The 24,036-nt window shown below is 66.1% G+C and carries 23 protein-coding genes; 11 read left to right on the top strand and 12 right to left on the bottom strand.

What is annotated here, in order from left to right; genetic code table 11:
• Positions 1-61: 61 nt before the first annotated feature.
• The 3 genes from ACZK2R_RS14585 to ACZK2R_RS14575 are packed head-to-tail and all read right to left on the bottom strand — an operon-like array spanning position 62 to position 2,004.
• Positions 62-247, bottom strand: a complete 186-nt coding sequence (locus ACZK2R_RS14585; RefSeq protein ID WP_478487393.1) for a hypothetical protein — start codon at positions 245-247, stop codon at positions 62-64.
• Complete coding sequence (locus ACZK2R_RS14580) at positions 241-1,485, bottom strand: XVIPCD domain-containing protein (protein WP_258015759.1); 1,245 nt, start codon at positions 1,483-1,485, stop codon at positions 241-243. The genes ACZK2R_RS14585 and ACZK2R_RS14580 overlap by 7 nt, the downstream gene beginning before the upstream one ends.
• A 12-nt stretch (positions 1,486-1,497) precedes the next feature.
• Entirely contained in the window at positions 1,498-2,004 is a 507-nt protein-coding gene (locus ACZK2R_RS14575) for a hypothetical protein (protein WP_239669774.1), read from the bottom strand.
• 572 nt (positions 2,005-2,576) lie between these two features.
• On the opposite strand from ACZK2R_RS14575, the gene ACZK2R_RS14570 reads away from it, so the two are divergent.
• The 4 genes from ACZK2R_RS14570 (at position 2,577) to ACZK2R_RS14555 (ending at position 6,852) form a co-directional block, all read left to right on the top strand.
• Positions 2,577-2,906, top strand: a complete 330-nt coding sequence (locus ACZK2R_RS14570) for a hypothetical protein (RefSeq protein ID WP_006376346.1) — start codon at positions 2,577-2,579, stop codon at positions 2,904-2,906.
• Between the two features lie 167 nt (positions 2,907-3,073).
• Positions 3,074-5,536, top strand: a complete 2,463-nt coding sequence (locus tag ACZK2R_RS14565) for a S9 family peptidase (RefSeq protein ID WP_125892063.1) — start codon at positions 3,074-3,076, stop codon at positions 5,534-5,536.
• Between the two features lie 109 nt (positions 5,537-5,645).
• On the top strand, positions 5,646-6,398 hold the full coding sequence (locus ACZK2R_RS14560) for a hypothetical protein (RefSeq protein WP_125892061.1): 753 nt from the start codon (positions 5,646-5,648) through the stop codon (positions 6,396-6,398).
• 133 nt (positions 6,399-6,531) lie between these two features.
• Positions 6,532-6,852 (top strand): hypothetical protein, encoded by a 321-nt coding sequence (locus ACZK2R_RS14555; protein WP_125892059.1) that lies wholly within the window; start codon positions 6,532-6,534, stop codon positions 6,850-6,852.
• A gap of 10 nt (positions 6,853-6,862) precedes the next feature.
• Here the strand turns inward: ACZK2R_RS14555 and ACZK2R_RS14550 are convergent, their stop codons facing one another.
• Complete coding sequence (locus tag ACZK2R_RS14550) at positions 6,863-7,846, bottom strand: hypothetical protein (RefSeq protein WP_180837533.1); 984 nt, start codon at positions 7,844-7,846, stop codon at positions 6,863-6,865.
• A 138-nt stretch (positions 7,847-7,984) separates the two neighbouring features.
• On the opposite strand from ACZK2R_RS14550, the gene ACZK2R_RS14545 reads away from it, so the two are divergent.
• Both ACZK2R_RS14545 and ACZK2R_RS14540 read left to right on the top strand, forming a co-directional pair.
• On the top strand, positions 7,985-8,950 hold the full coding sequence (locus tag ACZK2R_RS14545) for a DUF2268 domain-containing putative Zn-dependent protease (RefSeq protein WP_180837534.1): 966 nt from the start codon (positions 7,985-7,987) through the stop codon (positions 8,948-8,950).
• A gap of 49 nt (positions 8,951-8,999) precedes the next feature.
• The gene (locus tag ACZK2R_RS14540) at positions 9,000-9,788 is read left to right on the top strand and encodes an SGNH/GDSL hydrolase family protein (protein ID WP_125892055.1); all 789 of its coding nucleotides are present in this window, start codon (positions 9,000-9,002) and stop codon (positions 9,786-9,788) included.
• Here the strand turns inward: ACZK2R_RS14540 and ACZK2R_RS14535 are convergent.
• The gene (locus ACZK2R_RS14535) at positions 9,763-10,647 is read right to left on the bottom strand and encodes a LysR family transcriptional regulator (protein ID WP_180837535.1); all 885 of its coding nucleotides are present in this window, start codon (positions 10,645-10,647) and stop codon (positions 9,763-9,765) included. The genes ACZK2R_RS14540 and ACZK2R_RS14535 overlap by 26 nt on opposite strands.
• 105 nt (positions 10,648-10,752) lie before the next feature.
• Between ACZK2R_RS14535 and ACZK2R_RS14530 the strand changes: the two genes are divergently transcribed.
• Both ACZK2R_RS14530 and ACZK2R_RS14525 read left to right on the top strand, forming a co-directional pair.
• Positions 10,753-11,883 (top strand): agmatine deiminase family protein, encoded by a 1,131-nt coding sequence (locus ACZK2R_RS14530; RefSeq protein WP_180837536.1) that lies wholly within the window; start codon positions 10,753-10,755, stop codon positions 11,881-11,883.
• Positions 11,884-12,005: 122 nt separating this feature from the next.
• Complete coding sequence (locus ACZK2R_RS14525; RefSeq protein ID WP_478487390.1) at positions 12,006-12,383, top strand: hypothetical protein; 378 nt, start codon at positions 12,006-12,008, stop codon at positions 12,381-12,383.
• A 37-nt stretch (positions 12,384-12,420) separates the two neighbouring features.
• Here the strand turns inward: ACZK2R_RS14525 and ACZK2R_RS14520 are convergent, their stop codons facing one another.
• Positions 12,421-12,966 carry a thioesterase family protein gene (locus ACZK2R_RS14520; RefSeq protein ID WP_049397600.1) on the bottom strand — a complete coding sequence of 182 codons (546 nt, stop codon included), beginning with the start codon at positions 12,964-12,966 and terminating at the stop codon, positions 12,421-12,423.
• 69 nt (positions 12,967-13,035) lie between these two features.
• Between ACZK2R_RS14520 and ACZK2R_RS14515 the strand changes: the two genes are divergently transcribed.
• The 3 genes from ACZK2R_RS14515 (at position 13,036) to ACZK2R_RS14505 (ending at position 14,823) form a co-directional block, all read left to right on the top strand.
• Positions 13,036-13,611 carry a TetR/AcrR family transcriptional regulator gene (locus ACZK2R_RS14515; protein WP_125892050.1) on the top strand — a complete coding sequence of 192 codons (576 nt, stop codon included), beginning with the start codon at positions 13,036-13,038 and terminating at the stop codon, positions 13,609-13,611.
• Between the two features lie 52 nt (positions 13,612-13,663).
• Positions 13,664-14,047 (top strand): nuclear transport factor 2 family protein, encoded by a 384-nt coding sequence (locus ACZK2R_RS14510; RefSeq protein WP_180837538.1) that lies wholly within the window; start codon positions 13,664-13,666, stop codon positions 14,045-14,047.
• A 254-nt stretch (positions 14,048-14,301) separates the two neighbouring features.
• The gene (locus tag ACZK2R_RS14505; RefSeq protein ID WP_180837539.1) at positions 14,302-14,823 is read left to right on the top strand and encodes a hypothetical protein; all 522 of its coding nucleotides are present in this window, start codon (positions 14,302-14,304) and stop codon (positions 14,821-14,823) included.
• A 46-nt stretch (positions 14,824-14,869) separates the two neighbouring features.
• Here ACZK2R_RS14505 and ACZK2R_RS14500 read toward each other — a convergent pair whose 3' ends face one another.
• The 6 genes from ACZK2R_RS14500 to hutI all read right to left on the bottom strand — a co-directional run bounded on the left by ACZK2R_RS14500 (position 14,870) and on the right by hutI (position 24,028).
• Positions 14,870-16,978 (bottom strand): TonB-dependent receptor family protein, encoded by a 2,109-nt coding sequence (locus ACZK2R_RS14500; RefSeq protein ID WP_180837540.1) that lies wholly within the window; start codon positions 16,976-16,978, stop codon positions 14,870-14,872.
• A gap of 187 nt (positions 16,979-17,165) precedes the next feature.
• Complete coding sequence (locus tag ACZK2R_RS14495; protein ID WP_180837541.1) at positions 17,166-18,602, bottom strand: serine hydrolase domain-containing protein; 1,437 nt, start codon at positions 18,600-18,602, stop codon at positions 17,166-17,168.
• 149 nt (positions 18,603-18,751) lie between these two features.
• Positions 18,752-20,419, bottom strand: coding sequence for a urocanate hydratase (gene hutU, locus ACZK2R_RS14490; protein ID WP_180837941.1), 1,668 nt, complete (start codon positions 20,417-20,419; stop codon positions 18,752-18,754).
• Positions 20,416-21,270 carry an N-formylglutamate deformylase gene (gene hutG, locus ACZK2R_RS14485; protein WP_125892042.1) on the bottom strand — a complete coding sequence of 285 codons (855 nt, stop codon included), beginning with the start codon at positions 21,268-21,270 and terminating at the stop codon, positions 20,416-20,418. The genes hutU and hutG overlap by 4 nt, the downstream gene beginning before the upstream one ends.
• Positions 21,267-22,808: a histidine ammonia-lyase gene (hutH, locus tag ACZK2R_RS14480; protein WP_125892040.1), complete on the bottom strand. Its 1,542-nt coding sequence runs from the start codon at positions 22,806-22,808 to the stop codon at positions 21,267-21,269. Before hutH ends, hutG begins: the two co-directional genes overlap by 4 nt.
• On the bottom strand, positions 22,805-24,028 hold the full coding sequence (gene hutI / locus ACZK2R_RS14475) for an imidazolonepropionase (protein WP_125892038.1): 1,224 nt from the start codon (positions 24,026-24,028) through the stop codon (positions 22,805-22,807). The genes hutH and hutI overlap by 4 nt, the downstream gene beginning before the upstream one ends.
• Positions 24,029-24,036: the final 8 nt, after the last annotated feature.

Here is a 24,036-nt window from a genome sequence, read left to right as displayed (position 1 = left end):
CTAGCGTGGGTGCCGCCAAGGGAGCGCTGGGCGCGTCCCGGCGGCTCCATGTCGTTCCCCGTCAGTGCGTCAGCGCGCCGCGCTGCTGCTCCTGCACGCGGACCTGTTCCTGCGTGGCCTGATCGGCCTGCCGCTGGTTGACCACGGCAAGCGTATCCAGGCTGTCCTGCACCGGACGCTGGGCGGCCTCGGCAGTGGGTGATGAGGCGCGCAGCGAGGCCGGATCATCCAGTGGCCCCTTCACCACAAAGATGTTCTGCGCCGCGCCCGCACCCTCGGTCTGGCGGCTGAGCACCACATGGTCGACCCCCGGTCCAGGCCGTTTTCGCGGGCCAGCACCAGCAGGCTGGCACTCAGGCGCTCGCTGGACGCATCGAAACTGCGTCCGTTGGCAGCATCCAGCTCAGCTACCTTGCCGCGGATCTGCTCGTGCAGCGAACGGTCACGGCCTTCCGCAAGCAGCGTCGGTAAGCCATCGCCCTCCACCGCATGCTGTGTGGTGATCGGCACATGCGTATGCGTGCCCTCAGTGTGGTCGAAGTAACGCAGCGTCGACGGCGAGGTACTGGTATCGAAGTAGGGCTGGCGCGGGGGCGAGCCCTCGCCGAGGTTGAGCCCGTTCTGCTCCAGCAGGCGCTCGTCCAGGCCCAGCTTCTTCATGTTCACTTCCATCCGGCTGACGCCATCGGGCGCTGGATTCGCGGCCTCGAATTCGCTGGCCAGTCCGATCGCCAGGGCGCCGTAGAAATTCTGGTAGTCCGAATTCCCATGATGGCCCAGGCCGGTGCTGACGCCCTGATCGTAATAGTGCCTGGCCATTCCCTCGATGTTGGCTGCGGTGGGGGAGATGGTCAGGTCCGCATTGAGGGTCAGCTCCGGGTGCGGGGCATAGGTGATCGGCGGGCCGGGTCGCGACTGGATGACGTCTGTCGAGCGGGTGCTGGCTTCATACAGGTCGCGCAGGGTAGCGTCCGGGTTGCTGGCACGTACCTGGCTGACCAGCGCATTCCAGCCTGCGATGTTGGAACAGGCCTCATCGCGGCGGTTGGCCGCGAGCAGGGTGCCGATCGCCTCGGTGTAATCATGGCTGGTGGTACGGCCTGCGATCTGCTCCACGTCGGCATCGAACTGCACGTAGGCACGCTCGACATCAGCATCGTTGAAGCCGTGCTGGATCTCGTGACCGAGCACAAAGGTGACCTCGGCCGCGTCGAACCTGTCCGGCGCCGCCGGGGTCGACAAGCTGCTGGCGGGCAGGTTGATGGATTTCGTGCCGGTCTCGTAGGTACCACCCGCATTGCTTGTGGCGGGCAACAGTTCGAAGCGTTCCAGATAGCCTGCCGCGATCGCTGCGTCCACCTGCTTCGCCAGCACGTGCGAGCCCGCGATGACGCTGCGCAGGTTGTCGACCTGGTCGCTGGTGACGTCGGTCTTGCCGGCGAACTCGCCCAGCAGGCGTTCCGTTTCTGCGGAAAGGATCGTCATTGATGGCTCCCCTTACTGCACGGTGACAAGACGCACGCAGGCATGCGTGGCGTCGCCAAGGGCGTGGGGGTTCTCGGGCATCGTGTCGACCTTGATGCTCAGCTGCGGTCGATCGAAGCGATCGTAGATCACCCGGCCGTGTTCGCCGCGCACCGTCTCGCGCTTGAAGCCGGCGGCATCCAGTGCCGAAGCGAAGTGGTTGAAGTCGACCTGGCAGATCGCCGCAGCCGAGGCCTTGCGATCGCTGCTGGTGTCCATGAAGTTCAGGTCCAGCCGCGCGTCGGCAGTGCCGGCCCGCTGCACTTCCAGTCCATAGCCCCATTCCGGTGTCAGCGTGCCGCCATAGCCGAAGTGGCCGGGGCCGAAGACCTGCGCCGGCGCCTGCATCGCTGCGGACAGGCGCTCAGCGGTGAGCTCGCGGGTGGAGGTCGTGGCCTTGATCAGGTCCAACAGGCGCAGCAGCAACTGCTCGGCATTGAGCGGGGAGGGCGAAGTGGTCTCGGATACGGCGGGGGCCATGGTGTCGGTTCCTTGAGAAGTCGGCGTGCGGTCGGCGGCATGTGCGCAGGCGCAGAGCGCGGCCGCTGAAAGTGCGAGCGTCCACGGTCGTATGAATGCGTACCGGGGCATGTGCGATCCTTGCAGATTGAAGGCTGACCCTAGGGCCAGCCGGATGAAGCAGAGGTTAAGCGTAATCGAGGCATCCGAATGCGTTACAAAAGGTGAACGGGTGCGCATTCTTCACTTGACCATTCCGGGCGCGATGTCAGCATCGGGTTCATGGAGCATCAACTTCGCGTGTGACCTTCAACAGGAGGCCGTCATGCAACAACTGCGCAGCTGTCACGCTTTACCCTGCATGCAATGCAACGCGTGGTGTTGACCCTGGTCTGATACGGCCACTTTGCCGGCACGGATGGCCGCCACCCACAGCATCTGCCACTGTTCACCCGATGCGGTCCCGGCATGCTCTTGCCGGCCCTGCAATACAGACATACGCCCGCCAGATTGTCCTCTGCGTTGCCCGATGGCCTTCGCAGCGCGGAGGCTGGCTTGTCCATGATGATCCTGCAGGCTTTGGAGGTGCACCGATGAGCGACCAATACGAACGAATGCTGCCGGCCTTGGACGATGCCAAGGTCGAGGAAATGATCGGAAAACTGGTGCTGGTCGGGGTGACCCGCTACGGCGGCGACGGCCAGGTGCAGGGACTGGAGCAGTACGCGGGAACGGTGCTGCGCATCAGTGCCGATGAAGGCGTGGTGCTGGCCGACGAGAACGATGGCCACGAGCGTTACCTGCCGCCGATGCTCGACCAGTACCTGCCGGCCCAGCCGGGAGAGTACCGGATGAGCAACAGCGGCATGATCGTGGTCGACCCGGACTATCTCACCGCCTGGGACCTGCACGCCCAGCAGTAGTGCCAGGCCATGCCTGGCAGGTGCCGGCAGCTCCCCGGCACCTGCCGGAGCTGCACTTTGCCCCATCCGGCCACTAGCCCTTCCGGCCCATTCACGACAACCCCTGCGGTGCTAGATTCGGGGCCATGCCCGATTCCGGGTACCCATTCACACCCCAGGGGATAAGGATGCTGATCCGTCGAACCTCTCTGGCAGCGGCCGTTGCCGTTGCCACCGTCGGCCTGCTGGCCGCTGGCCCGGCGCTTGCCGATTACGCGAAGCCGCCGGAGCACCTGCTCAAGGTGCTGAAGGCACCGCCGCCGCCAGCACCGAACGTGGCCCCGGGCGGCCAGCGCCTGCTGCTGACCACCGCGCAGACCTATCCGTCGATCAGCCGCGTCGCCCAGCCGTACCTGAAGCTGGCCGGCGTTCGGCTGGAGCCGAAGAACCGCAGTCGGCATGACACCCCCGGCGGCTACGGTATTCCGGCCTGCGTGGCCGACTTCACCCTGGTCGATATCGGCAGCAGCAAGGAGACCAAGGTCAACCTGCCGCAGGGCTGCGCCACCGGCGCGCTGTGGTCGGCCGATGGCAGCCACTTCGCCTTCCAGAATGCGGTCGATACCAGCGTGCAGCTGTGGGTGGGCGATGCGGCCACCGGCCAGGTGAAGCAGGTGCCGAACGTACAGCTGAACCCGATCTTCGGCTACACCGTGCAGTGGCTGGGTGGCAGCCAGAACCTTCTGGTGAAACTGGTGCCGGCCAATCAGGGTCCGGCGCCGTCCAACGGCGGCGTGCCGACCGGTCCGGATGCGCAGGAGTCGCTGGGCAGCAGCGGCGAGAGCAGCACCTATGAAGCTCGCGACACGCTGACCAGCGTGCATGACGAGAAGCTGTTCGCCTACTACGGCGCTTCGCAGCTGGCCGTGGTCGATACCGCCGCGGGCAGCGTGCGCCCGGTCGGGCAGCCTGCGCTGTTCAACGAGGTCAGCGCCGCGCCCGATGGCGTGCACGTGCTGACCGAATCGATCAAGGCGCCGTACTCACATGCGGTGACCTATCAGCGCTTCGCCAATGATGTGGCGGTGCTTGACGTAAGCAATGGCCGCAGCACGCCGATCGCCAGCCTGCCGCTGGCGGATCGCGTGCCGGTGCACGGCGTACCGGAAGGCCCGCGCGGTTTCGACTGGCGGGCCACCGATCCGGCGACCCTGGTCTATGCCGAAGCGCTGGACAAGGGCGACTGGAAGGTCAGCGTACCGCACCGTGACCGCGTGCTGATGCTGAAGGCCCCGTTCAACGGCAAGCCGACCGAAATCACCCGTACCGCGCAGCGTTTTGAAGGGTTTGCGTGGACCGCCGATCCGGCCGTAGCCTTCCAGTACGAGAACGACGAGAACCGCCACTGGATGCAGACCCGCATCGTCGATGTGGACCAGCCGAAGAAGGAAGGCCGCCTGCTGTGGGACATGTCCAGCGATGAGCTGTACGGCAATCCCGGCAACCTGGTGTTCACCCGTCTGCCGAATGGTGCGCAGGTCGTGCGCCGTGAGGGCAACCACGTGTTCCTCAGCGGCCGTGGCGCCTCGCCGCAGGGCGATCGTCCGTTCCTCGACCGCCTGGACCTGGGCACGCTGAAGAGCGAGCGCCTGTTCCGTAGCAGTGCCGACGCCTACGAACAGTTCCTCGGCTTCAGCAACACGCAGGGGCGCTACCTGACCTGGCACCAGTCGGTGATCGATCCGCCGAACGCCTTCATCCGCCAGCAGGGGGAGGCAGTGGCCGATGCGAAGGCCGGCGAGGCGCAGTTCGCGTCGACCACGACCGCGCTGACCAAACTGGTCGACCCGACCCCGGAAGTGCGCCAGATCAAGAAGCAGCTGGTGACCTACAAGCGTGCCGATGGCGTGGACCTGTCGTTCACCCTGTACACGCCGCCGGGCTACAAGGAGGGCCAGCGCGTGCCGGCGATCCTGTACGCCTACCCGGCCGACTTCGCCAATGCCGCGCAGGCCGGCCAGGTGTCTGGTTCGCAGCAGACCTTCACCCGCCTGCAACCCTACCGCCTGATGCTGCTGGCCGGCTACGCGATCATCGACAACGCCTCGTTCCCGATCGTGGGTGACCCGAAGAACGCTTACGACACCTACCTGGAGCAGTTGGAAGCCGACGCCAAGGCAGCGGTGGACAAGGCCGTGGACATGGGCGTGGTCGACCGCAACCGCATCGGCGTGACCGGTCACAGCCACGGCGGCCTGATGACCGCCAACCTGATCGCGCACACCAACCTGTTCAAGGCCGGCGTGGCGACCAGCGGTTCGTACAACAAGACCTTCACCCCGTTCGGCTTCCAGAACGAGCGTCGCTCGGTATGGCAGGCGCAGGACGTGTACCTGAAGGCCTCGCCGTTCTTCTATGCCGACAAGATCAAGCTGCCGCTGCTGCTGGTCCACGGTGAGGATGACGCCAACCCGGGTACCGAACCGTTCCAGTCGCGCAAGCTGTACCAGGCCATTCGTGGCAACGGCGGTACCACCCGCCTGGTGATGCTGCCGAACGAACCGCACTGGTACACCGCGCTGGAGTCCAACGAGCAGCTGGTGTCGGAGATGCTGAACTGGTTCGACACCTACGTGAAGAACGCCAAGTAGCGTCGAGCGTGCTCGACTGCTTTGCAGAAGGCCGCCTTCGGGCGGCCTTCCTGCATCCTGTAGAGCCGCGCCATGCTCGGCTGCTGTTCGACAGAGATAGGAAAGTCTCATGAAGGCATGGATGTTGGTACTGGCCACGTTGTTGGTTTCTCCCGTGGCAATGGCGGTGCAGCCCCGGATGAGCGTGCACGTGACGTACGACTGGTCTGGTTGGGGTTCTGTATCTGAGCGCTGGGTCATCCGGCGCGATGCCTATGGCTTGACCACCCGTGTACAGGTGGTTGATGCGCCCGACGTCCAGCCGCGTTTGCCGGAGCTTCTGCCGTTCGGCGCGCTGTCAGCGTTCGAGGCCGCGCTGCGGGCAGCACCGTTGACCAGGGACGCCACGGTGGATCTGATCACTTCGCAGCTGGACCGGCCCGCGATACTCAAGCTGGATCCGGAGCTGCGCAGCATGCCGCCGGCCAGATGTTCGTTTGCCCAGCAGCAGGCCTGGGCACGGCAAGCTCTGGCCGGGCAGGGTTTGCAGGAGCGCGTTGCAGAACACTTCAACAGTCTCCGGACCGATGACTATCCCATCATGACCGTGGTCGTATCCCGGCTGGGCCACCCGGATACCGTCTTGGTGTCCACCTCCCAGCACACGATGATGCTGCCTTGGAAGCGCCTGTCGTCGGCGGACTTCGATCAGCAGGTTCTGGAAGGTGCTCAGGAAGAGTGGCGTCCGGCGTTGAGCGATGCATTGATGGGGCTCCTACCTGGGGGAGAACCCACACGCGAACGCTTCAAGATCGCTTGGTTTCAGAACAGATTACGCGGCGACCTTGCCTTGGAGGCGCTGCGTTGTGGAACCCTGCGCTAGGAAACGGCAGATTGATCATCCATGGATGCTCTGCAATCAACTGTGGAGACTCGGTAACGACGTGTTACCGGCACATTCGCATGCCACGCAAATGGTCTAGGCTGAACCTGATCGCTCGTTCCAGGTCGGTGCAATGAAAGCCATTCTCCTTGCTGCAACGTTGTCGTTGGCCCAGGTTTCAACGGCATATGCTCAGTCGTTTCCCGCTGAGCTGACGCAATTGGGCATCATCGCCGGCATGCCTTACGCCAAGGCCAAGCGCCTGCTGGATGCCGCAGGCTGGCAGGCGAAACCTGCGCAGGGCGCGCCGGAGTCGCTGGAGGGCTTTCCGGAAGTCGGATGCCATAAGGACGGAAAGCAGTGTGCGACGACCTTCGAAAAGGACGGTCAACAGATCGCGGTGCGGCTGGGTACTACCCTGGCAGGGCAGCCGTTCGTGCAGAGCGCTGACTGAGCACCCGCCCTCACGCCAGCGGTAGGCGGTCCTGCGCGTGGGATAACCCGTCATGCAGGTCGCGCACGTGCTCGGCCTTGGCATGCACCCGGGTGGTATCGCCGAAACTGCGTAGATAAGCGCAGGCTGCGAAGCCGGCGCTCTTCTTTTCGTACTCGGCAATCCAGGCCAATCGATCCGGATTGTTGGCCTGTTCGGATGACCACGCGGCCACTGGTGGGCGGATGCGGTACTTCAGGCCGACGCGCCACGGCTTCGGTGTCAGTCGCGCACGGAAGCAATGCTGCAGCCGGCACATGCGCGCGTACAGGGTATCGGTGCCCAGTGCCTTGAAGAATGCCTGCAGCTGCTCGTCCTCCGGGGAGAACGTGGCATGCATCGCCAGTACGCGCAGTCCCGCAGGCGTCCGGTAGGCGCGCAGATGCCAGTGGGGGTGTTGTTCGCTGAAGGCTTCCACGCGTCGCAGCGCCAACCCCTCGGCGCCCCCGGCGGCGGCCAGCCGCTGCCTGCGGCGCATCAGCAATGCGGCATTGACCAGAACCACCGCCGCCACGCCCAGCACCAGTCCCACCAGCCAATGCCACAGCAGCGTGCCGGTGACGGCGCCGGCAAGCAGCACGACCGCCGCAACGATGGCTGGCATCACGCAGCCGGCTGGCGGCTGCGCATGGTCGATGTCGGCGAACAGTACGTCCGGGCTGTTGAGGCACAGTGCGCCATAGCTGTTGCGGGTGATGATGACGTCGCCGTCGCGCAGCACGATCTGCTCGCGGATCGGCACGCCTTCCACGCCGTAGTTGCTGCGCACTTCGCGACGCGGCAGCACCTGTCCGGCGAGGATGGCATTGAGGGCTTCATTGGCGCGGCGGTCGGCGTGCACCTGCGCCTCGGCAGGGCCTTCGTCGGACCAGCCGAAGCGGCGCACCACCACCGGCCGGCCACGGAAACGGGCCTGCAGGCGGGCTTCGGCCCAGTAGGCGGGAACGATCATCATCGCGGGGTGCTCTATCTTCCGTGGCAGGTGCCAACGCGAGTCTGGCACAGCGCCGGGGTGCCCGCATCTGCTTGCTGCGGCGGCCGGGCCGGAGTGATAGATTGCGCGCTTCGCATGCACTCCACCAAGGACGGAGCGATGTCCATGATCCTGCGCGGCCTGTTGGCCCTGGCCTGTGCCGGGGTGGTTGGCATGGCCACGGCGGCGGCACCGGCCGGGCCGCAGATTGTCACTGACGATGTCAGCCGTTTCTACGCGCTGTACGACAACGCAGGTGGCAAACCCAGCGTTGCGCAGTTGCGTGGCTACATGGCCGAGGGTTCGGCGGGCCTGGCCGAGCTGGCCAAGGCGCGCCGGGTCACCCCCGAGCGCATTGCCGAGTCCGTCGCCAGCCAGCCGGAGCTGTATGTGCAGGGGCGAAGCTGCCTGGCCGAACTGCCGGCGGTGAAACAACGTCTGACGCAGGTGTTTTCCAACCTGCAGGCCATCTATCCGCAGGCTGCGTTTCCGCCGGTGACCATCGCCGTCGGCCGTGGTCGTCCGGTAGGGTTGACCTCGAAAAGCGGCGTGATCATCGGCCTGGAAGCGCTGTGCGCAGCCGATTTCATGAATCCCAATGTGCAGGACCGCTTCGTGCATGTGATCGCGCACGAGTACGTGCACATCCAGCAGACCGGCCTGACCGACTTCGAGCCGGGCGACCCGCATGCGACCGTGCTGCGTGTTTCGTTGGGCGAGGGCATTGCTGAGTTCATCGCCGAACTGATTTCCGGCAACGTCGGCAACGGGCGCCATGCGGCCTGGACCCGTGGTCGGGAAGTGCATATCGAAAGCGCATTCGCGCTGGATCTGGACAGCACCGATCTGTCGCCGTGGCTGTACAACTACAAGCCCGGTTCGCAGGAGCCCTATGACCTCGGGTACTGGGTGGGATACCGCATCGCCAAGGCCTATTACCTGCAGGCCAAGAACAAGCGTGACGCGGTGCGTGCGCTGATCCAGCAGGACAACCCGAAGGCGATCCTGGCCGCCAGCGGCTGGACGCCGGGTATGTGGATGCCGGCGAAAGTCACGGGTGTGGCGGCGCGTACGGCTGCACGCTGAGCACAGGGTGGGGCGTTAGACTGCTGAAGATGATTTCTGGAGTACCCGCATGCGTGGACCTGTTGAGCTTGCCACTGCCACTGTCGTGACGTTGGGCCTCGCGTTGGCTTCTCCGCTGGACGCCGCTGAGGCCGTCGCCGTCAACCCGCTACTGCAGACGCCCATCGACCGGCTACGCCCCGACGAAGTGCGCTTCATGCAGCAGCGCCTGGCCGATTGGCCGGAGCTGCAACGCTATCGTGATGCCAATGCGCGCCTACCTGATGCGGTGCCCGGCCAGCCGCGCGTGGTGTTCTTCGGTGACTCCATCACCAAGGGCTGGGGCAGGGAAGGCAGTGCCGGTTTCTTCCCCGGCAAGGGCTGGCTCAACCGCGGCATCAGCGGCCAGACCACGGCGCAGATGCTGGTGCGTTTCCCGCAGGACGTACTGGCACTGAAGCCACAGGTGGTGGTGATCCTGGCCGGCACCAACGACATTGCAGGCAACACTGGCCCATCCACGCAGGCGATGATCGAAGACAACCTGCACGCGATGGTGGACCTTGCCCGTGCACATGGCATCGCCGTAGTACTGGCATCAGTGCTGCCGGTCAGCGATTACCCGTGGCTGCCGGGCACAGCACCTGCGCCCAAGGTGCGTGCATTGAACACGGCATTGAAGCGCTATGCCGATGCACAGCAGCTGGTCTATCTGGACTACTACACGCCGATGGCCAATGCAATCGGCGGACTGGACCCGCAGTTGGCGGAGGACGGCGTGCATCCTACGGCGAAGGGCTATGCGGTGATGGCGCCGTTGGCCGAGGCGGCGGTCATGCGCGCGCTGCAGCAGAAGTAGCTCCGCCGGGCAGGCTTGCCAACAACCACTCGCAGAAACTGATCACCAGCGGATCGGCTGCACTCTCCTCATGTACCAGCCAACTCCAGCGTGGGCCGCGCACGCGTGCATCATCCAATGGTTGCAGCAGGCCTTGTTCGCAGGCTCGGGCTGCCAGCAGCTCGCTGACCAAGGCGATACCCAGCCCTTGGCACGCGGCATCCAATAGTTGCCCAGGCTCGGAGAAATTCATTCCCTCGCGGCGCTGGCCGACATCGGCGCCACCCTGTACCTGCCATTGGCTCCAGTCCATCTCACGCTCGCCATGCAGGGTGAGACGTTCGTGCACGGGCGTCGCCAGCAGCTTGGGATGGCAGGCCGGATAGAGACGATCCTGCAGCAGCACGCGATGCTGGCACTGCGCCTGTGAGTCGAGGTCATCACGTACCGCTACGTCCAGCGTCTGCGTGGTCATGTCCGGCGCTTCCTCGCTGGTCAGCAGCCACAGATCGGCGTCGGGATGCAGCCGGTGAAAGCTGGCCAGGCGTGGCACCAGCCAATGCCGAGCAAAGGCCGGGCTGGCGTTGACGATCAGTTGATTGGGCTTGCGGTACTGATCGAGCCGGCGGATGCCGCTGGCCAGCTGCCGCAGCAGCGCCTGCGTTGTTTCCAGCAGGTCGATGCCGGCATCGGTGAGGGTGACGCTGCGGCCCTGCCGGAAGAACAACGGCTGCTGCAGCGACGCTTCCAGGCCCCGGATCTGCTGGCTGATGGCCGACTGGGTCAGGTGCAGTTCCTCCGCCGCACGGTGGAAACTGCCCAGCCGGGCCGCAGCCTCGAAACCCCGTAGCGCGTTCAGTGGTGGCCAGTGCTTGAGCATTTCAGATAAGTAAAACTGTTCAATTGATGACTAAATCTATCGTTTGTTCTTATGTGTCGGCAAGCGCAGCATAGCGCCCATCCCACACCGGCCATGGAGCCTGTCATGAGCAACCGTCGTCACTTCCTCACCCAGCTGGCGGGCGCCGCCGGCCTTGGCGGCCTGGCTGCTCTGGGCCTGGCCGGGCTGCCGGGTCGCGTGGCTGCAGCAGGGCCAGGTGCGGGGACTTGGCGCATGCCGGACGAGCACGGCCCACAGGAACGCGTGTTCCTTGCCTTCGCCGCGCAGCCGCGGGTGTGGGGCGCGCAAGCCGATGCGGTGAACACCGCCGTGGCGCGGTTGGCCCGTACCATCGCGCGCCACCAGCCGATCAGCGTGCTGTGCCGTCCGGCGCAGTTGAAGCAGGCGCAGGATCGCTGTGGCCGTGACAACATCGAGTTCCTGGACGTGCCCTTGGATGACATCTGGGTGCGCGATTACGGTGGTTGCTTCGTCACCAATGACAAGGGCGGCCTGGGCCTGGTCGACTTCAACTTCAACGGCTGGGGTGGCAAGCAGAGCGCGCGCAACGATGGCGCGCTGGCGCCGTGGCTGGCGCAGGTGACCGGTGCGACGCTGCTGGAAAGCGATCTGGTGGGCGAGGGCGGTGGCATCGAAGTCGATGGCCATGGCACGGCCATCCTCACCGAAAGCTGCTGGGTCAACCGCAACCGCAATCCGGACTGGTCGCGCGCGGATATCGAGGCCGAGCTGAAGCTTCACCTGGGCCTGCGCAAGGTGATCTGGCTGCCCGGCATCGCCGGCAAGGACATCACCGATGCGCACGTGGACTTCTATGCGCGCTTCGTACGCCCGGGCGTGGTGATCGCCAATCTGGACAACGATCCGGAGTCCTACGATTACGACCTGACCCGCGAGCATCTGCGGATCCTGCGCGGGGCCACCGATGCCGATGGCCGGCGCCTGCAGGTGCATACGCTGCCGCCGCCGCTGGACGGGCGCGATAACGTGCATACCCGCGACAACGATGATCTTGCGATGGGCTACATCAACTACCTGCCGATCAACGGCGCGGTGGTCGCGCCGCAGTTCGGTGACGACGAAGCCGATGGATTCTGCCGCGAACTACTGGAAGACATGTATCCCGGCCGCGTGATCGAGCAGGTGGATATCGATGCCATCGCCGGTGGCGGTGGCGGCATACATTGCGTGACCAAGAACATGCCGAAGGTGTAGTCCACTGTTGCGTTGACGCGCCGGAGGTCATGTCATGATGCTCCAGATACACATGCTCGGGGGAGCAGATGGATCTGGATACGGGTATATGGAGTGGATTGGTCGGCGGCAGTATCGCCACGATGATTGCACGGCGAGCTGCCGGTCGACTTCCCAGTCACTACCGCGGCCATAGTCTGGTCTACCTGCGACGCCGCCATCGCGCTTCCATCTGGAGTGCAAACGCGCTTTTCCTGCTCGGGTTGATCAGCGGCCTGTTGATCTGGCCGTTGGGTCACTACGCCAGTACGGATTCACTTCCATTGCTGCTGGCTACCGGCATGAGTTGCGGTCTGCCGCTGTTGGCGCTGCTGCTGATTCCCTGGATGACCCGCCGTCCGATCCGTGAGGCATGGGTGATCTTCGGCTATTCGCAGGGTGGGCCGGTGTGGTTGATCTACTCGATCCTGCTGGCAGGCGTCGCCTGTGGTGTGGTCGGAGTTTTGCGGCTGCCGGGCTGAGGCGGCAGCACCTGCATGGCGCGCACATCCAGCCCGCTCAGGCGTCGTCCTGCTTCAACGCCGCATCGGCAGCCAGCAGCGCCTCGGCGGCTGCACTGAGCGGCGGCGACGGCGGGGCGACCACGCCGATCGCTTCCATCATCTTCGGCATGCCCAGGAACTGACGTGCGCGACGGTCGTAGATGCCGGTGACCAGCAGCGCACGGGTGGCGATCTTCTGCTCGGGCCCGATCAGTACGCGTTGCTCCATGATCCCGCGCGAGCCGACCCAGCCGACCAGCCGCGTTTCCAGGGTGAAGCGCTGGAACGGCTTCAGCTCGCGGCGGAACTGGATGGTGCCGGCGCCGACGATCGGTGCCCACTTCTCGCGCAGCGCCACCCGTCCCAGGCCCATGCGCAGGATCAGGTCCAGCCGGCCCAGGTCGAAGATGTTCCAGTAGCGGCCGTTGGTCATGTGCAGGTTGCTGTCCAGGTCATTGGGCAGTACCCGGAACTGCAGCCGCGAGACCCCGAATGGGGCCTCCAGCTTGGGCCGGAACAGGCTGCACAGCAGCAGATGGAGCAGGCGGAACCAGAGATTCATGGTTATGACGACTGTTATATAATCGCCGGTACGCTAATCTATGACGACTGTCCTGGCAAGGAGCCTGCCGTGAGCCCGCGTACGTCTGATGCGCCACAACGCGTGATTGATGCTGCGGCACAGATGCTGGCGCGTGTGGGCCTCAATGCCACCAGCATCCGTGAGGTCACCAAGCTTGCCGAGGCGCCGCTGGGCTCCACCTATCACCACTTTCCCGGCGGCAAGCAGGAGCTGTTGGCGCGTGCCACCCATATGGCCGGCGACAAGGTCGAAGCGTTGCTGGTGGAGCTGCTGAAAGGCGGGGCGGTGCAGGGCCTGCAGCAGTTCCTGACGATGTGGCGCGAGCGCCTGCTGCGCACCGATTTCCGCGCCGGCTGCCCGGTGTTGGCCGCTGCGGTGGAGGAGCCGGTTGACGCGGTGCACAGCCAGCCGCGCGCGGCAGCTGCAGAGGTATTCGCGCGCTGGCAGGGCCATCTGGCCGCAGCGTTCGTCGCCGACGGACACGATCCGGCCGCCGCGGGTGGGCTGGCCAGTCTGGTGATCGCCAGCGTGGAAGGTGCGGTGGCGATGTGCCGCGCACTGCAGGACATCGCCCCGTTCGACCAGGTGGCCGCGCAGTTGCTGAAGGCCGCCGCGCGGCCTTGATCCGGCGGCACGGTCGCGGGAGACTCGGTGCAGGCCCTGACTGGACGCCGCCATGGACGAATCGCACTGCCGCCACCTGATTGAGCACTACCTGCAGGCCTACAACCGCTTCGACATCGACGCCATGCTGGCGGTGCTGGCGCATAACGTGCGATTCGAGAACCACAGCGGCAGCCAGCCGACGATGGTCACCGAAGGCATCGATGCCTTCGGCGAACTGGCACGGCAATCGGCGCCGTTGTTCCGCGAGCGCGAGCAGCGGTTGCTCGAGTTGACCTTCGAGGATGGCATGGCGCTGGCCAGCATCGGCTGGCGTGGCGTGTTCGCGCAGGACATTCCCGATGGTCCCAGTGCGGGCACGGAACTGGCCCTGCAGGGACGCAGCGAGTTCGCTTTTGAGGACGGTCGCATCGTGCGGATCATCGACCGCAGCTGAGGATCGATGGCATAGGTCCGCCGTCTGGACAGCGGACCTGCCCGCGGTAGAATCCGCCCATCACCACCTACGCGTGCCCGGCAAGGATGTCCGCATGCTGCATCAGGCTCTTGAGCCCCCATGCTCCACGAGCTGTAGCGGCGCATGTGGATGGCCGAGCCCAGTTTTTCGTTCCTGGCCTACCCTGCGCTATGATCCGCGCCAAGGCCAAGGTATGTGGCCGGCTGTCAACCACCACTGACGAGGAAGAGCGCATGGATGTCGCTGCACACCGCAACAGGACGTTGTTTCGTTGGACCATGATGGTGCTGCTGGCGGTGTTGTTGCCGTTTGCAGCACTGGCACAGCCTGCAGCCGGGCAGGCCGATGGCGCCGAAGCCGCCACCACCGCTACGGAAGAGGCGCAATGCCGCGCCTGCGCTTATGAGCGCATTGGGCCCAAGGTCGATATCGGCCTGGTGGCCCTGATTTCGCTGCTGGTGGTGGGCCTGCTGGTGGCGGTATCCCGCGAATGGGGCACCACCTCGCAACGATGGACCTGCCGCACGCTGGCCCTGTTGCTGGTGGGTGTCGGTGTGGCGTTGCTGTGGTGGGCTGGCAGCGTCGTCTACCTGGGCTACAACCCGTGGCAGGAAATGGCCGCCCCCGTCGATGGCTCGCTCACCTCGACACTGCTCACTACCTCACCGAAGTGGCTGGCGGCGATGGTGCTGATCGGCTTGGCGCCTTCCATCTGGAAGCGCAGCGAGCGCCTGCCAGCGTGGCGTATCGGCTGACCCTGTAACGGCGGCGCCGGATCACGCCCGGCGCCGCCTGAGGCAATCAATCAAAGCGCAAGCGCACGCCTGCATAGACCCCACGGCCTTCGCCCGGTGTTGAGCGCGCGACATCCTTGCCGGCGTCGTCGTAGCCCGGCGTAACCGTGGCGGCATAGTGGCGGTTGCCGATGTTGCGCATCTCCGCCCAGGCCTGCCAGCGGCCACCGGGTGCGTCGTAGCCGATGCGGCTGCCGAAGATCACATGGCTGTCGGCCCAGTAGCTGTTGGCGTAGTCCACGGCGATGCGCGAGGCGTATTCGGAATTGAGCGCAGCGTACAGGCCGGACGCGTGATCGAAGCGCAGCTCGGCCTGGTAGCTGTGCAGTGGCAGGCCGGGCAGGCGGTTGCTGCCGAAACGCGCGTCGTGGCGATAGCGGAAATCGCTGAAGGTGTACGCCTGGCGCAGCGACAGGCGGCCCGGTGCAGCCTGCCACAGGGTGCTGTCCAACCCGGCTTCGATGCCGCGGTGAACGGTGGGGCTGGCGTTGTTCTCGGCGATGAACAGGTTCGGCACCGGTTGCAGCTCGACGCTCAGCAGTTCGTGGTTCACGTGTGCGTAGTAACCGGTCAGTTCCCAGCGGCCCAGCGCCGCGTCACCGCGCGCGCCCAGTTCCAGCGTGGTGGCGGTCTGGTTCTGCATCGGTACCGGCGCGCGCTGGCGGCCGGTGGACGGGCCATTGCCCGGCCCGAAGTACTGGTTGGAACTCCAGATCATCGACCACGGATGCGGTGCTTCCACCGAGTGGCTGAGGTTGCCGAACCACTGGGTCTGCGCGCTGTGCTGCCAGGTGAAGCCCAGACGCGGCGCGTAGTCCCAGTCGTGGTCGCGCAGGCGGCCGCCGCTGCTCGGCCAGGTTACCTGCACATCGCGACGGGTGTTGATCAGCGCCAGCCCGGTCTGCATGCGCAGGCGGTCATTGAAGGAGAGGGTGTTGCTGACGTGCAGGGTGCTGTCGGTGCCGTGGTGGCGGAAGTCACGTGTGCGCGTGCCGGCGGCATAGCCGTTGCTGGCAAAACGCAGCGACTCGCGCACATCGGCGTCCAGATCGTGGGTGACGCGCAGGCCGACCGTGGTTTCGCTGTCCAGGCCGAACAGCCGGTGGCGGCGGCGATAGTCCAGCGTGGCATTGAGGTTGGCGTAGTCCAGCTGCTGGCGGTACAGGCTCTCGTTCAAGTCCATCGGATACTTGTGGTAGACCAGCCCGGCCTGCAGCGAGGAGTCCTCATCAATCTGCAGCGTGGTGACGTTGCCCACCCACGTGCTGCCCGGCTGCGGGCGGCGCGCGTCGATGGCCAGGTTGGCCGCATTCGCGGCACGTGGGTCGTTGCGGATCTGATCGCGGGTCAGGCGCCCGGGTGTTTCATGATTGGTTTCGCGGTAGCGCACGAAGAAGCGCGTCTGCAGGTCGGGCGTGATCTGCCAGCCGATGTTGGCCATCGCGCCTTTGCCATCGCCGCGCGCATGGCGCTGATAACCGTCGAACTCGGTATCGGTGTAGGCCAGGAAGTAATCGACATCACCATTGACGCCGCCCCAGCTGATGCCGCGCTTCTGGTAGCCACGGCTACCGGCTTCGTAGTGCAGCTGTACGCCCGCCGAATCACGACCGCTGCGGCTGACGTAGTCGATGGCACCGCCCAGCGCCAGCGCGCCGCGCTCGAAGCCGTTGGCGCCGCGCAGGACTTCCACGCGCGACAGCCACAGCGGTTCCAGCAGCTCGTAGGGTGTGCCGCCCGGGCCGGTCAGTGGCAGACCGTCGATCGACACCGCAATACCCGAGGCATGCGCGCCCGGGCCACGGTTGATGCCCGAGCCACGGATCGAGATCTTGGTGCCCTCGTTGCCCGGCGACTGTGCGCTGATGCCCGGCTGGTAGGCCAGCACATCGGCACTGCTGGACAGTCGGCTGTCGGCCTTGGCCACGTCGATGACGTTGCTGGCGCCGGGTACGCGCTTCAGCGCCTCGCGCGCCTGGGCGCTGGCATCGGCGGCGGTGACCTGCACCGCATCGAGGGTGGTGGCCTGCGGGGCGGCTGCGGCGGTGGAGGCGAGGCCGAGGGAAACGGCCAGGGACAGCAGTGATCGGGTGGGGCGGTACGACGAGAGCGACATGCGGGAATGCTGTAAACCACGAAAGTGGCGCGCAAGTTAACAGGTCGACGGCGTCACGTCACCCATCGGCGGCGTATGGCCGCCCGCGCTCCTTGTAGAGTCGAGCTTGCTCGACTGTCTTTCGCTTTCTGTAGAGTCGAGCCTTGCTCGACTGCCTCTGTGTCCCGGAGTCGAGCACGGCTCGACTCTACAGAGCCGGCTTCGCCAGCGCCTTGGCCTTTGCATACAGCCGATCGGCCGCTTCCTTCTCACCCAGCGCCGCAAGGCATTCCGCCAGGCTGTCCCACGCATTTGCCGAATCCGGATACAGCTCGGTGTTGAGAGCAAATACCTTTACTGCCTTGCGTGCCCCGAGGCTCTCGCGGATCGCGTAACCATCGGCATTGATCGCGCGTTCCAGTTCACTGGCAGCAACCTTGTTGCTGTCGCGCAGCCAGCGATGCACAGCTTCGGCCGCGCCAGCGCTGTCATCCAGCGCATACGCGATCAGTCGCTCGGACAACGCCGCATGCGGAAACTCCTCGGGTGCGGCCACCGCCATCGTGCTCTCGACCAGCGTGCTCGACCAGACATTGCGGGCGCTGCCGTTGGTCAGGTACACGAACACCCAGTAGCCGTTGGCCAGCGTGCCCTTGTAGGCCAGCCGCGCACGTACACGGGTGCCGCCATCGTGGCCGACCTGGGTGTAGCCGTCGCTGCGAGTGGTGTCCCAACCGGTGGAGAAGAAATTGCTGCCGCCGCCGCTCAGCTTCTGCGGCTGCCAGAGCGTTTCCAGCGTGGACGTGCGCAGCAGCTTGCCGGTCGCCAGCGCCTGCAGGAATCGGTTCATGTCGCCCACGGTGGTCTGCAGGTCGGCGTGGCCCCAACCGTAGTTCGGCCAGGGGTCTTCATTGGCCGGCTGCAGTTGGCCGTCCTTGCCGATGTAAGGCACCGCCGCGCGCGTGGCTGGCACGCTGGTGACGCCCCATGAGGTGCTGGTCATATTCAGCGGTTGCAGGATGCGTTCGCGCGCGATGGCCGGGTAGGGCTTGCCGTAATGCGCTTCCAGCAAGGCGGTCAGCACCAGGTAGTTGGCCTGGGTGTACTGCACGCGGCTGCCGGTGACGAACTGCATCGGTGTCGCGCCGGCCACCTTCAGCGCTGCTGCAAGGTCCGGCGCCACTCCGGTGTAGCCCTTGCTCACCCAGCGGTTGTCCACCCGGTCGTAATACTCGCCGATACCCGAGCTGTGGTTGAGAAAATCGCGCACGTGAATGGTCTGCCATGCTGATGGCAGGTCCGGCACATAGCGACTGGCCGGCGCATCCAGATCCACCTTGCCCTGATCCACCAGTTGCATCACCAGCGTGCTGGTCAGCAGCTTGGCCATCGACTGCGCGGCGAAGATGGTATCGACGGTGGCCGGTGCATGCGTGGCCGGGTCGCGCTCGCCGCTGGCGCCCTGGTAGAGCACTTGGCCATTGTGTGCGACCAGTACCGCCTGGCCGGCGATGCCGTAGCGCTCGCGGTTGCTCTGCAGTTGGGCGTCGAGCCGGGAAGAGAGGCCGGTAGGGACGTCACGCGCCGAGGCGGGCAGGGCGATGGCCAGGGCACAGAGCAATGCGGCAGCAAGGGTGCGGTACATCGCGGTGATCCGTCAGCGGTGATGGCGCATGTTGGTCACGGCGGGAGAGCGGGTCAAGGGCACCGATTCCCGCATCAGGGAGAGCCGGCCAGCGGCCGGCACTACCCTACGCTTCCGGTAGTGCCGGCCGCTGGCCGGCACCCCTGCGATCAGCCCAGGATGCCCGGCAGATCCAGCCCCTTTTCCTTCGCGCAGTCGATCGCGATCTCATAGCCCGCATCGGCATGGCGCATCACGCCGGTGGCCGGGTCGTTCCACAGCACGCGGCCAATCCGCTTGGCTGCGGCCTCGGTGCCATCGCAGACGATCACCATGCCGGCGTGCTGCGAGAAGCCCATGCCGACGCCACCGCCGTGGTGCAGCGACACCCAGGTCGCGCCGCTGGCGGTGTTGAGCAGGGCGTTCAGCAGCGGCCAGTCGGACACCGCATCGGAACCATCGGCCATCGCTTCGGTTTCTCGGTTCGGCGACGCCACGCTGCCGCTGTCCAAGTGGTCACGGCCGATCACCACCGGCGCCTTCAGTTCACCGTTGGCGACCATTTCGTTGAACGCCAAGCCGAGGCGATCGCGGTCACCCAGGCCGACCCAGCAGATGCGTGCCGGCAAGCCCTGGAACTTGATCTTCTCGGCAGCCATGTCCAGCCAGCGGTGCAGGTGCGGGTTGTCCGGAATCAGTTCCTTCACCTTGGCATCGGTCTTGGCGATGTCTTCCGGGTCGCCGCTCAGTGCGGCCCAGCGGAACGGGCCGATGCCGCGGCAGAACAGCGGGCGGATGTAGGCCGGCACGAAACCGGGGAAGTCGAAGGCATTGGCCACGCCTTCCTCCAGCGCCATCTGCCGCAGGTTGTTGCCGTAGTCCACGGTCGGCACGCCCAGTGCGTGGAAGCCGAGCATGGCGCGGATGTGGTTGGCCATCGACGCGCGCGCGGCCTTCTCCACGTCCTTCGGTGCACTCACACGCTTCTCATCCCACTGTTCGACGGTCCAGCCCTGTGGCAGGTAGCCGTTCACCGGGTCGTGCGCGGAGGTCTGGTCGGTCAGCAGGTCCGGCTTCACGCCGCGCTTGAGCAGTTCGGCCAGCACGTCGGCCACGTTGCCGAGCAGGCCCACCGACTTCGGCGTACCGGCCTTGCACGATTCATCGATCAGCCGCAGCGCTTCGTCCAGGTTGTCGGTCCAGGTATCCAGGTAGCCGGTGCGCAGGCGCATGTCGATGCTGCTCTTGCGGCACTCGACGGCCAGGCAGGACGCGCCGGCCATCACGGCAGCCAGCGGCTGCGCGCCACCCATGCCACCGAGGCCACCGGTGAACAGCCACTTGCCGGTCAGGTCGCCACCGAAATGCTGGCGGCCCATCTCCACGAAGGTCTCGTAGGTGCCCTGCACGATGCCCTGCGCACCGATGTAGATCCAGCTGCCGGCGGTCATCTGGCCATACATGGCCAGGCCCTTCTTATCCAGCTCGTTGAAGTGGTCCCAGTTGGCCCAGCGCGGCACCAGGTTGGAATTGGCGATCAGCACGCGCGGCGCATCGGCATGGGTGCGGAACACGCCCACCGGCTTGCCCGACTGCACCAGCAGAGTCTGGTCGTCGTCCAGGCGCTTGAGCGTCTCGACGATGGCATCGAAGCTCTCCCAGTCGCGCGCGGCGCGGCCGATGCCGCCGTACACCACCAGTTCCTGCGGGCGCTCGGCCACGTCCGGGTGCAGGTTGTTCATCAGCATGCGCAGCGGCGCTTCGGTCAGCCAGCTCTTGGCGTTGAGCGTGGTGCCTGTCGGCGCGGCAATGGTGCGGGTCGGGTCGTTGCGGGTCATGCGGCGCTCCGGTTCGTAGCGAATTCAAGGCAGGCGTTGAGCACCTGCGCCAAGGTGTGGCGCAGCGGTGCGGCGTGATCGGGGTCGAGCGGGGTGGGCCAGCTGTGTTCGTCCACCTGGTCCGGCAGGGGTTCGTGCATGTAGCCGCGGCAGGCAAGTTCCATCTGCAGGCTGTGCACGCCACCGGCGATGTTGCTGTAGTGGCGGGTGATCCAGCCGCCCTTGAAGCGGCCGTTGCGTACCTGGCTCATGCCGCTGATCTTCAGCAGGTTCTCCACCACATCGCTCAAGGCGTTGTCGCAGGACGTGTCCGGTGCGCCGGACGGGCCGGCGGTACCGAGGTTGAACTGCGGCAGCTCGCCTTCGAACAGGTGCGGGATATGCGAGCGGATCGAGTGCGCGTCATACACCACCACGGTGCCGTGGCGTGCACGCAGGCGCGTGATCTGTGCGGCCAGCGCATCGTGGTAAGGAAGGAAATACGTGTCGCGGCGACGAGCGATTTCCGCGTCATCCGGTTCGCGCCCGGCGTGGTACAGCGGCTGGTTGTCGAAGGTGGTCAGCGGACACAGGCCGGTGGTGTTCTGACCCGGGTACAGCGACACACCGCTGGGATCGCGGTTGAGGTCGATCACCGAGCGCGAGATCGCCGAGCGCACCGTGGTGGCGCCCATGCCGCGCACGAAGTCGTACAGCTCGTGCACCCACCAGTCAGCATCGCGACGGGCCAGCCACGGCGAGTGGTAGTCGCCGATCAGGTCGTGCGGCAGTTCGCTGCCGGTATGCGGGAAGCTGACGATCAACGGGGCGTCGCCCTCGTGCACCGTCAACCATTCGGGATGGGCATTCATGCCTGCGGTTCCACGGTCGGCAGCAGCTCTCCCAGGCCCTGCGCCAGTGCACCGCTGCGCACAAGATTCGTGGCGGTCACCATGTCCGGGTGGAAGTAGCGGTCTTCTTCCAGCGTCGGCACCTGCGCACGCAGGGTGGCGCGCACGGTTTCCAGCGCGGCGCTGGAGCGCAGCGGCGCATGGAAGTCGCAGCCCTGCGCAGCGGCCAGCAGTTCGATGCCGATCACGTTGGCGGCGTTCTCGGCCATCTGCATCAGGCGCCGCGCGCCGTGCGCGGCCATCGACACGTGGTCTTCCTGGTTGGCCGAGGTCGGGATCGAATCAACACTGGCCGGGTAGGCACGCTGCTTGTTTTCCGAGACCAGCGCAGCCGCGGTCACCTGTGGAATCATGAAGCCGGAATTCAGGCCCGGACGCGGGGTCAGGAACGCCGGCAGGCCGGACAGGGCCGGGTCGACCAGCATCGCCAGGCGGCGCTCGCTGATCGAACCGATCTCGCACACCGCCATGGCCAGCATGTCGGCGGCGAATGCGACCGGCTCGGCGTGGAAGTTGCCACCGGACAGTGCTTCGCCGGTATCGGTGAACACCAGCGGATTGTCGGAGACGCCGTTGGCTTCGATTTCCAGCGTGGTCGCGGCCTGGCGCAGGATGTCCAGCGCCGCGCCCATCACCTGCGGCTGGCAGCGCAGGCAGTACGGGTCCTGCACGCGTACGTCGTTGTCACGATGCGATTCGCGGATGTCCGAGCCCTGCATCAACGTGCGCAGGGTGGCGGCAGTGGCGATCTGCCCGCGCTGGCCGCGGATGGCATGGATGCGCGGGTCGAACGGGGTATCCGAGCCCTTGGCCGCTTCCACCGACAGCGCGCCGGTGACCAACGCGGCCTGGAACACGGTTTCGATCTCGAACAGGCCGGCCAGCGCATAGGCGGTGGAGAACTGGGTGCCGTTGAGCAGCGCCAGGCCTTCCTTCGCGCCCAGCTCGATCGGTTGCAGGCCGGCACGTGCCAGTGCGTCGACCGCCGGTAGGCGTTCGTCACCGATGAAGGCTTCGCCGACGCCCAGCATCACGCTGGCCAGGTGCGAGAGCGGCGCCAGGTCACCCGAGGCACCCACCGAGCCCTGTGCGGGCACCACCGGCAGCACGCCCTTGACCAGCATTGCTTCCAGCAGCAGCAGGGTTTCCTCGCGCACGCCCGAAGCGCCCTGCGCCAGGCTGACCAGCTTCAGCGCCATCATCAGTCGCACCACATTCGCCGGCATCGGCTCGCCCACACCGGCCGCATGCGAGAGCACGATGTTCCGCTGCAGGGTAGCCAGGTCCTCGCGCTCGATGCGCACGCTGGCCAGCTTGCCGAAGCCGGTGTTGATGCCATAGACCGGCGCGCCCTTGGCGACGATGGCGGCCACGGTCGCGGCACTGGCACGCACCACCGGCAGCGCGGCCGGGTCCAGTGCAAGCGGCGCACCGCGATAGGCCTGCCGCCACTGGGCGAGGGTGACATGGCCGGGGCGAAGAACCAGGGTGTTGCTCATGTGTTGCTCCAGGAGGCAGGCAGGTCGGGCTGTCCGCGCACCACGCGCGCGTGCAGCGGGTTGAATCCAATGCGATAGACCAGGTCGGCGGGGGCGTCGATGTCCCAGATCGCCAGGTCGCAGTCCATGCCCACGGCCAGGCGGCCGATGCGGTCGCCATGGCCCAGAGCGCGCGCTGCTTCACGGGTGAAGCCGGCGATGCACTCGTCCACGGTCAGGCGGAACAGGGTGGCGCCCATGTTCATCGCCAGCAGTGGGCTGGTCAGCGGCGAGGTGCCCGGGTTGCTGTCGGTGGCCAGCGCCAGCGGCACGCCGGCCGCACGCAGCGCCGCGATCGGTGGCAGGGTGGTATCGCGGGTGAAATAGAAGGCACCGGGCAGCAGCACGGCGACGGTGCCGGCCGCCGCCATCGCGGCAATGCCGGCATCGTCCAGGTGTTCGATATGGTCGGCCGAGAGGGCACCGAAGCTGGCGGCCAGTTCGGCGCCATGCTGGTTGCTCAGCTGCTCGGCGTGGATCTTCACCGCCAGCCCGTTGGCGCGCGCCGCTTCGAAGACCTGCCGCGCCTGCGCCGGCGAGAACGCGATGTTCTCGCAGAACACATCCACCGCTTCGGCCAAGCCTTCGGCGGCGATGGCCGGAATCATCACGTTGCACACCTCGTCGGTGTATTCCTGTGCTTCGCGGCCTGGCGGAATCGCATGTGCGCCGAGGAAGGTGGTCACCACGTTGACCCTGCATTCCTCGCCCAGCGCACGCGCCACCTGCAGCTGCTTGCGTTCGTCGGGCAGGGTCAGGCCGTAGCCGGACTTGATCTCGAGGGTGGTCACGCCCTCGGCGCGCATTGCCAGCAGGCGCGGCCGGCTTTCGCTGGCCAGCTGTTCCGGTGTGGCGGCGCGGGTGGCGCGCACGGTGGAGACGATGCCGCCGCCGGCACGGGCGATGTCGGCATAGCTGACGCCCTGCAGGCGCTGCTCGAATTCGTTGGCGCGGTTGCCGGCGTAGACCAGGTGGGTGTGGCAGTCGATCAGGCCGGGCGAAATCCAGCGGCCTTCGCCGTCGATGCGGGTGGTCGGCTGCAGGTGGGCATCGCTGCCGGCCGCGCCGACATGGACGATGCGGCCGTCGGCGCAGGCCAGTACGCCATCGCGGATGACACCCAGCCCCTCGCCATCGAGGGTGATCAGGTGAACGTTGGACCAGAGGGTATCGACGTGCATGGCATCCA

The sequence above is a fragment of the Stenotrophomonas sp. 96582_Sma genome (assembly GCF_056480905.1).
Note: the sequence above shows the minus strand (reverse complement) of the source record. Positions and strands in the feature narration are given on the sequence as shown.

Excerpts from the sequence above, each read along its gene's own strand:
- ACZK2R_RS14580 (WP_258015759.1), bottom strand. The coding sequence starts at position 1,485 with ATGACGATCCTTTCCGCAGAAACGGAACGCCTGCTGGGCGAGTTCGCC.
- ACZK2R_RS14575 (WP_239669774.1), bottom strand. The coding sequence starts at position 2,004 with ATGGCCCCCGCCGTATCCGAGACCACTTCGCCCTCCCCGCTCAATGCC.
- ACZK2R_RS14570 (WP_006376346.1), top strand. The coding sequence starts at position 2,577 with ATGAGCGACCAATACGAACGAATGCTGCCGGCCTTGGACGATGCCAAG.
- ACZK2R_RS14565 (WP_125892063.1), top strand. The coding sequence starts at position 3,074 with ATGCTGATCCGTCGAACCTCTCTGGCAGCGGCCGTTGCCGTTGCCACC.
- ACZK2R_RS14560 (WP_125892061.1), top strand. The coding sequence starts at position 5,646 with ATGAAGGCATGGATGTTGGTACTGGCCACGTTGTTGGTTTCTCCCGTG.
- ACZK2R_RS14555 (WP_125892059.1), top strand. The coding sequence starts at position 6,532 with ATGAAAGCCATTCTCCTTGCTGCAACGTTGTCGTTGGCCCAGGTTTCA.
- ACZK2R_RS14550 (WP_180837533.1), bottom strand. The coding sequence starts at position 7,846 with ATGATGATCGTTCCCGCCTACTGGGCCGAAGCCCGCCTGCAGGCCCGT.
- ACZK2R_RS14545 (WP_180837534.1), top strand. The coding sequence starts at position 7,985 with ATGTCCATGATCCTGCGCGGCCTGTTGGCCCTGGCCTGTGCCGGGGTG.
- ACZK2R_RS14540 (WP_125892055.1), top strand. The coding sequence starts at position 9,000 with ATGCGTGGACCTGTTGAGCTTGCCACTGCCACTGTCGTGACGTTGGGC.
- ACZK2R_RS14535 (WP_180837535.1), bottom strand. The coding sequence starts at position 10,647 with ATGCTCAAGCACTGGCCACCACTGAACGCGCTACGGGGTTTCGAGGCT.
- ACZK2R_RS14530 (WP_180837536.1), top strand. The coding sequence starts at position 10,753 with ATGAGCAACCGTCGTCACTTCCTCACCCAGCTGGCGGGCGCCGCCGGC.
- ACZK2R_RS14525 (WP_478487390.1), top strand. The coding sequence starts at position 12,006 with ATGATTGCACGGCGAGCTGCCGGTCGACTTCCCAGTCACTACCGCGGC.
- ACZK2R_RS14520 (WP_049397600.1), bottom strand. The coding sequence starts at position 12,966 with ATGAATCTCTGGTTCCGCCTGCTCCATCTGCTGCTGTGCAGCCTGTTC.
- ACZK2R_RS14510 (WP_180837538.1), top strand. The coding sequence starts at position 13,664 with ATGGACGAATCGCACTGCCGCCACCTGATTGAGCACTACCTGCAGGCC.
- ACZK2R_RS14505 (WP_180837539.1), top strand. The coding sequence starts at position 14,302 with ATGGATGTCGCTGCACACCGCAACAGGACGTTGTTTCGTTGGACCATG.
- ACZK2R_RS14500 (WP_180837540.1), bottom strand. The coding sequence starts at position 16,978 with ATGTCGCTCTCGTCGTACCGCCCCACCCGATCACTGCTGTCCCTGGCC.
- ACZK2R_RS14495 (WP_180837541.1), bottom strand. The coding sequence starts at position 18,602 with ATGTACCGCACCCTTGCTGCCGCATTGCTCTGTGCCCTGGCCATCGCC.
- hutU (WP_180837941.1), bottom strand. The coding sequence starts at position 20,419 with ATGACCCGCAACGACCCGACCCGCACCATTGCCGCGCCGACAGGCACC.
- hutG (WP_125892042.1), bottom strand. The coding sequence starts at position 21,270 with ATGAATGCCCATCCCGAATGGTTGACGGTGCACGAGGGCGACGCCCCG.
- hutH (WP_125892040.1), bottom strand. The coding sequence starts at position 22,808 with ATGAGCAACACCCTGGTTCTTCGCCCCGGCCATGTCACCCTCGCCCAG.
- hutI (WP_125892038.1), bottom strand. The coding sequence starts at position 24,028 with ATGCACGTCGATACCCTCTGGTCCAACGTTCACCTGATCACCCTCGAT.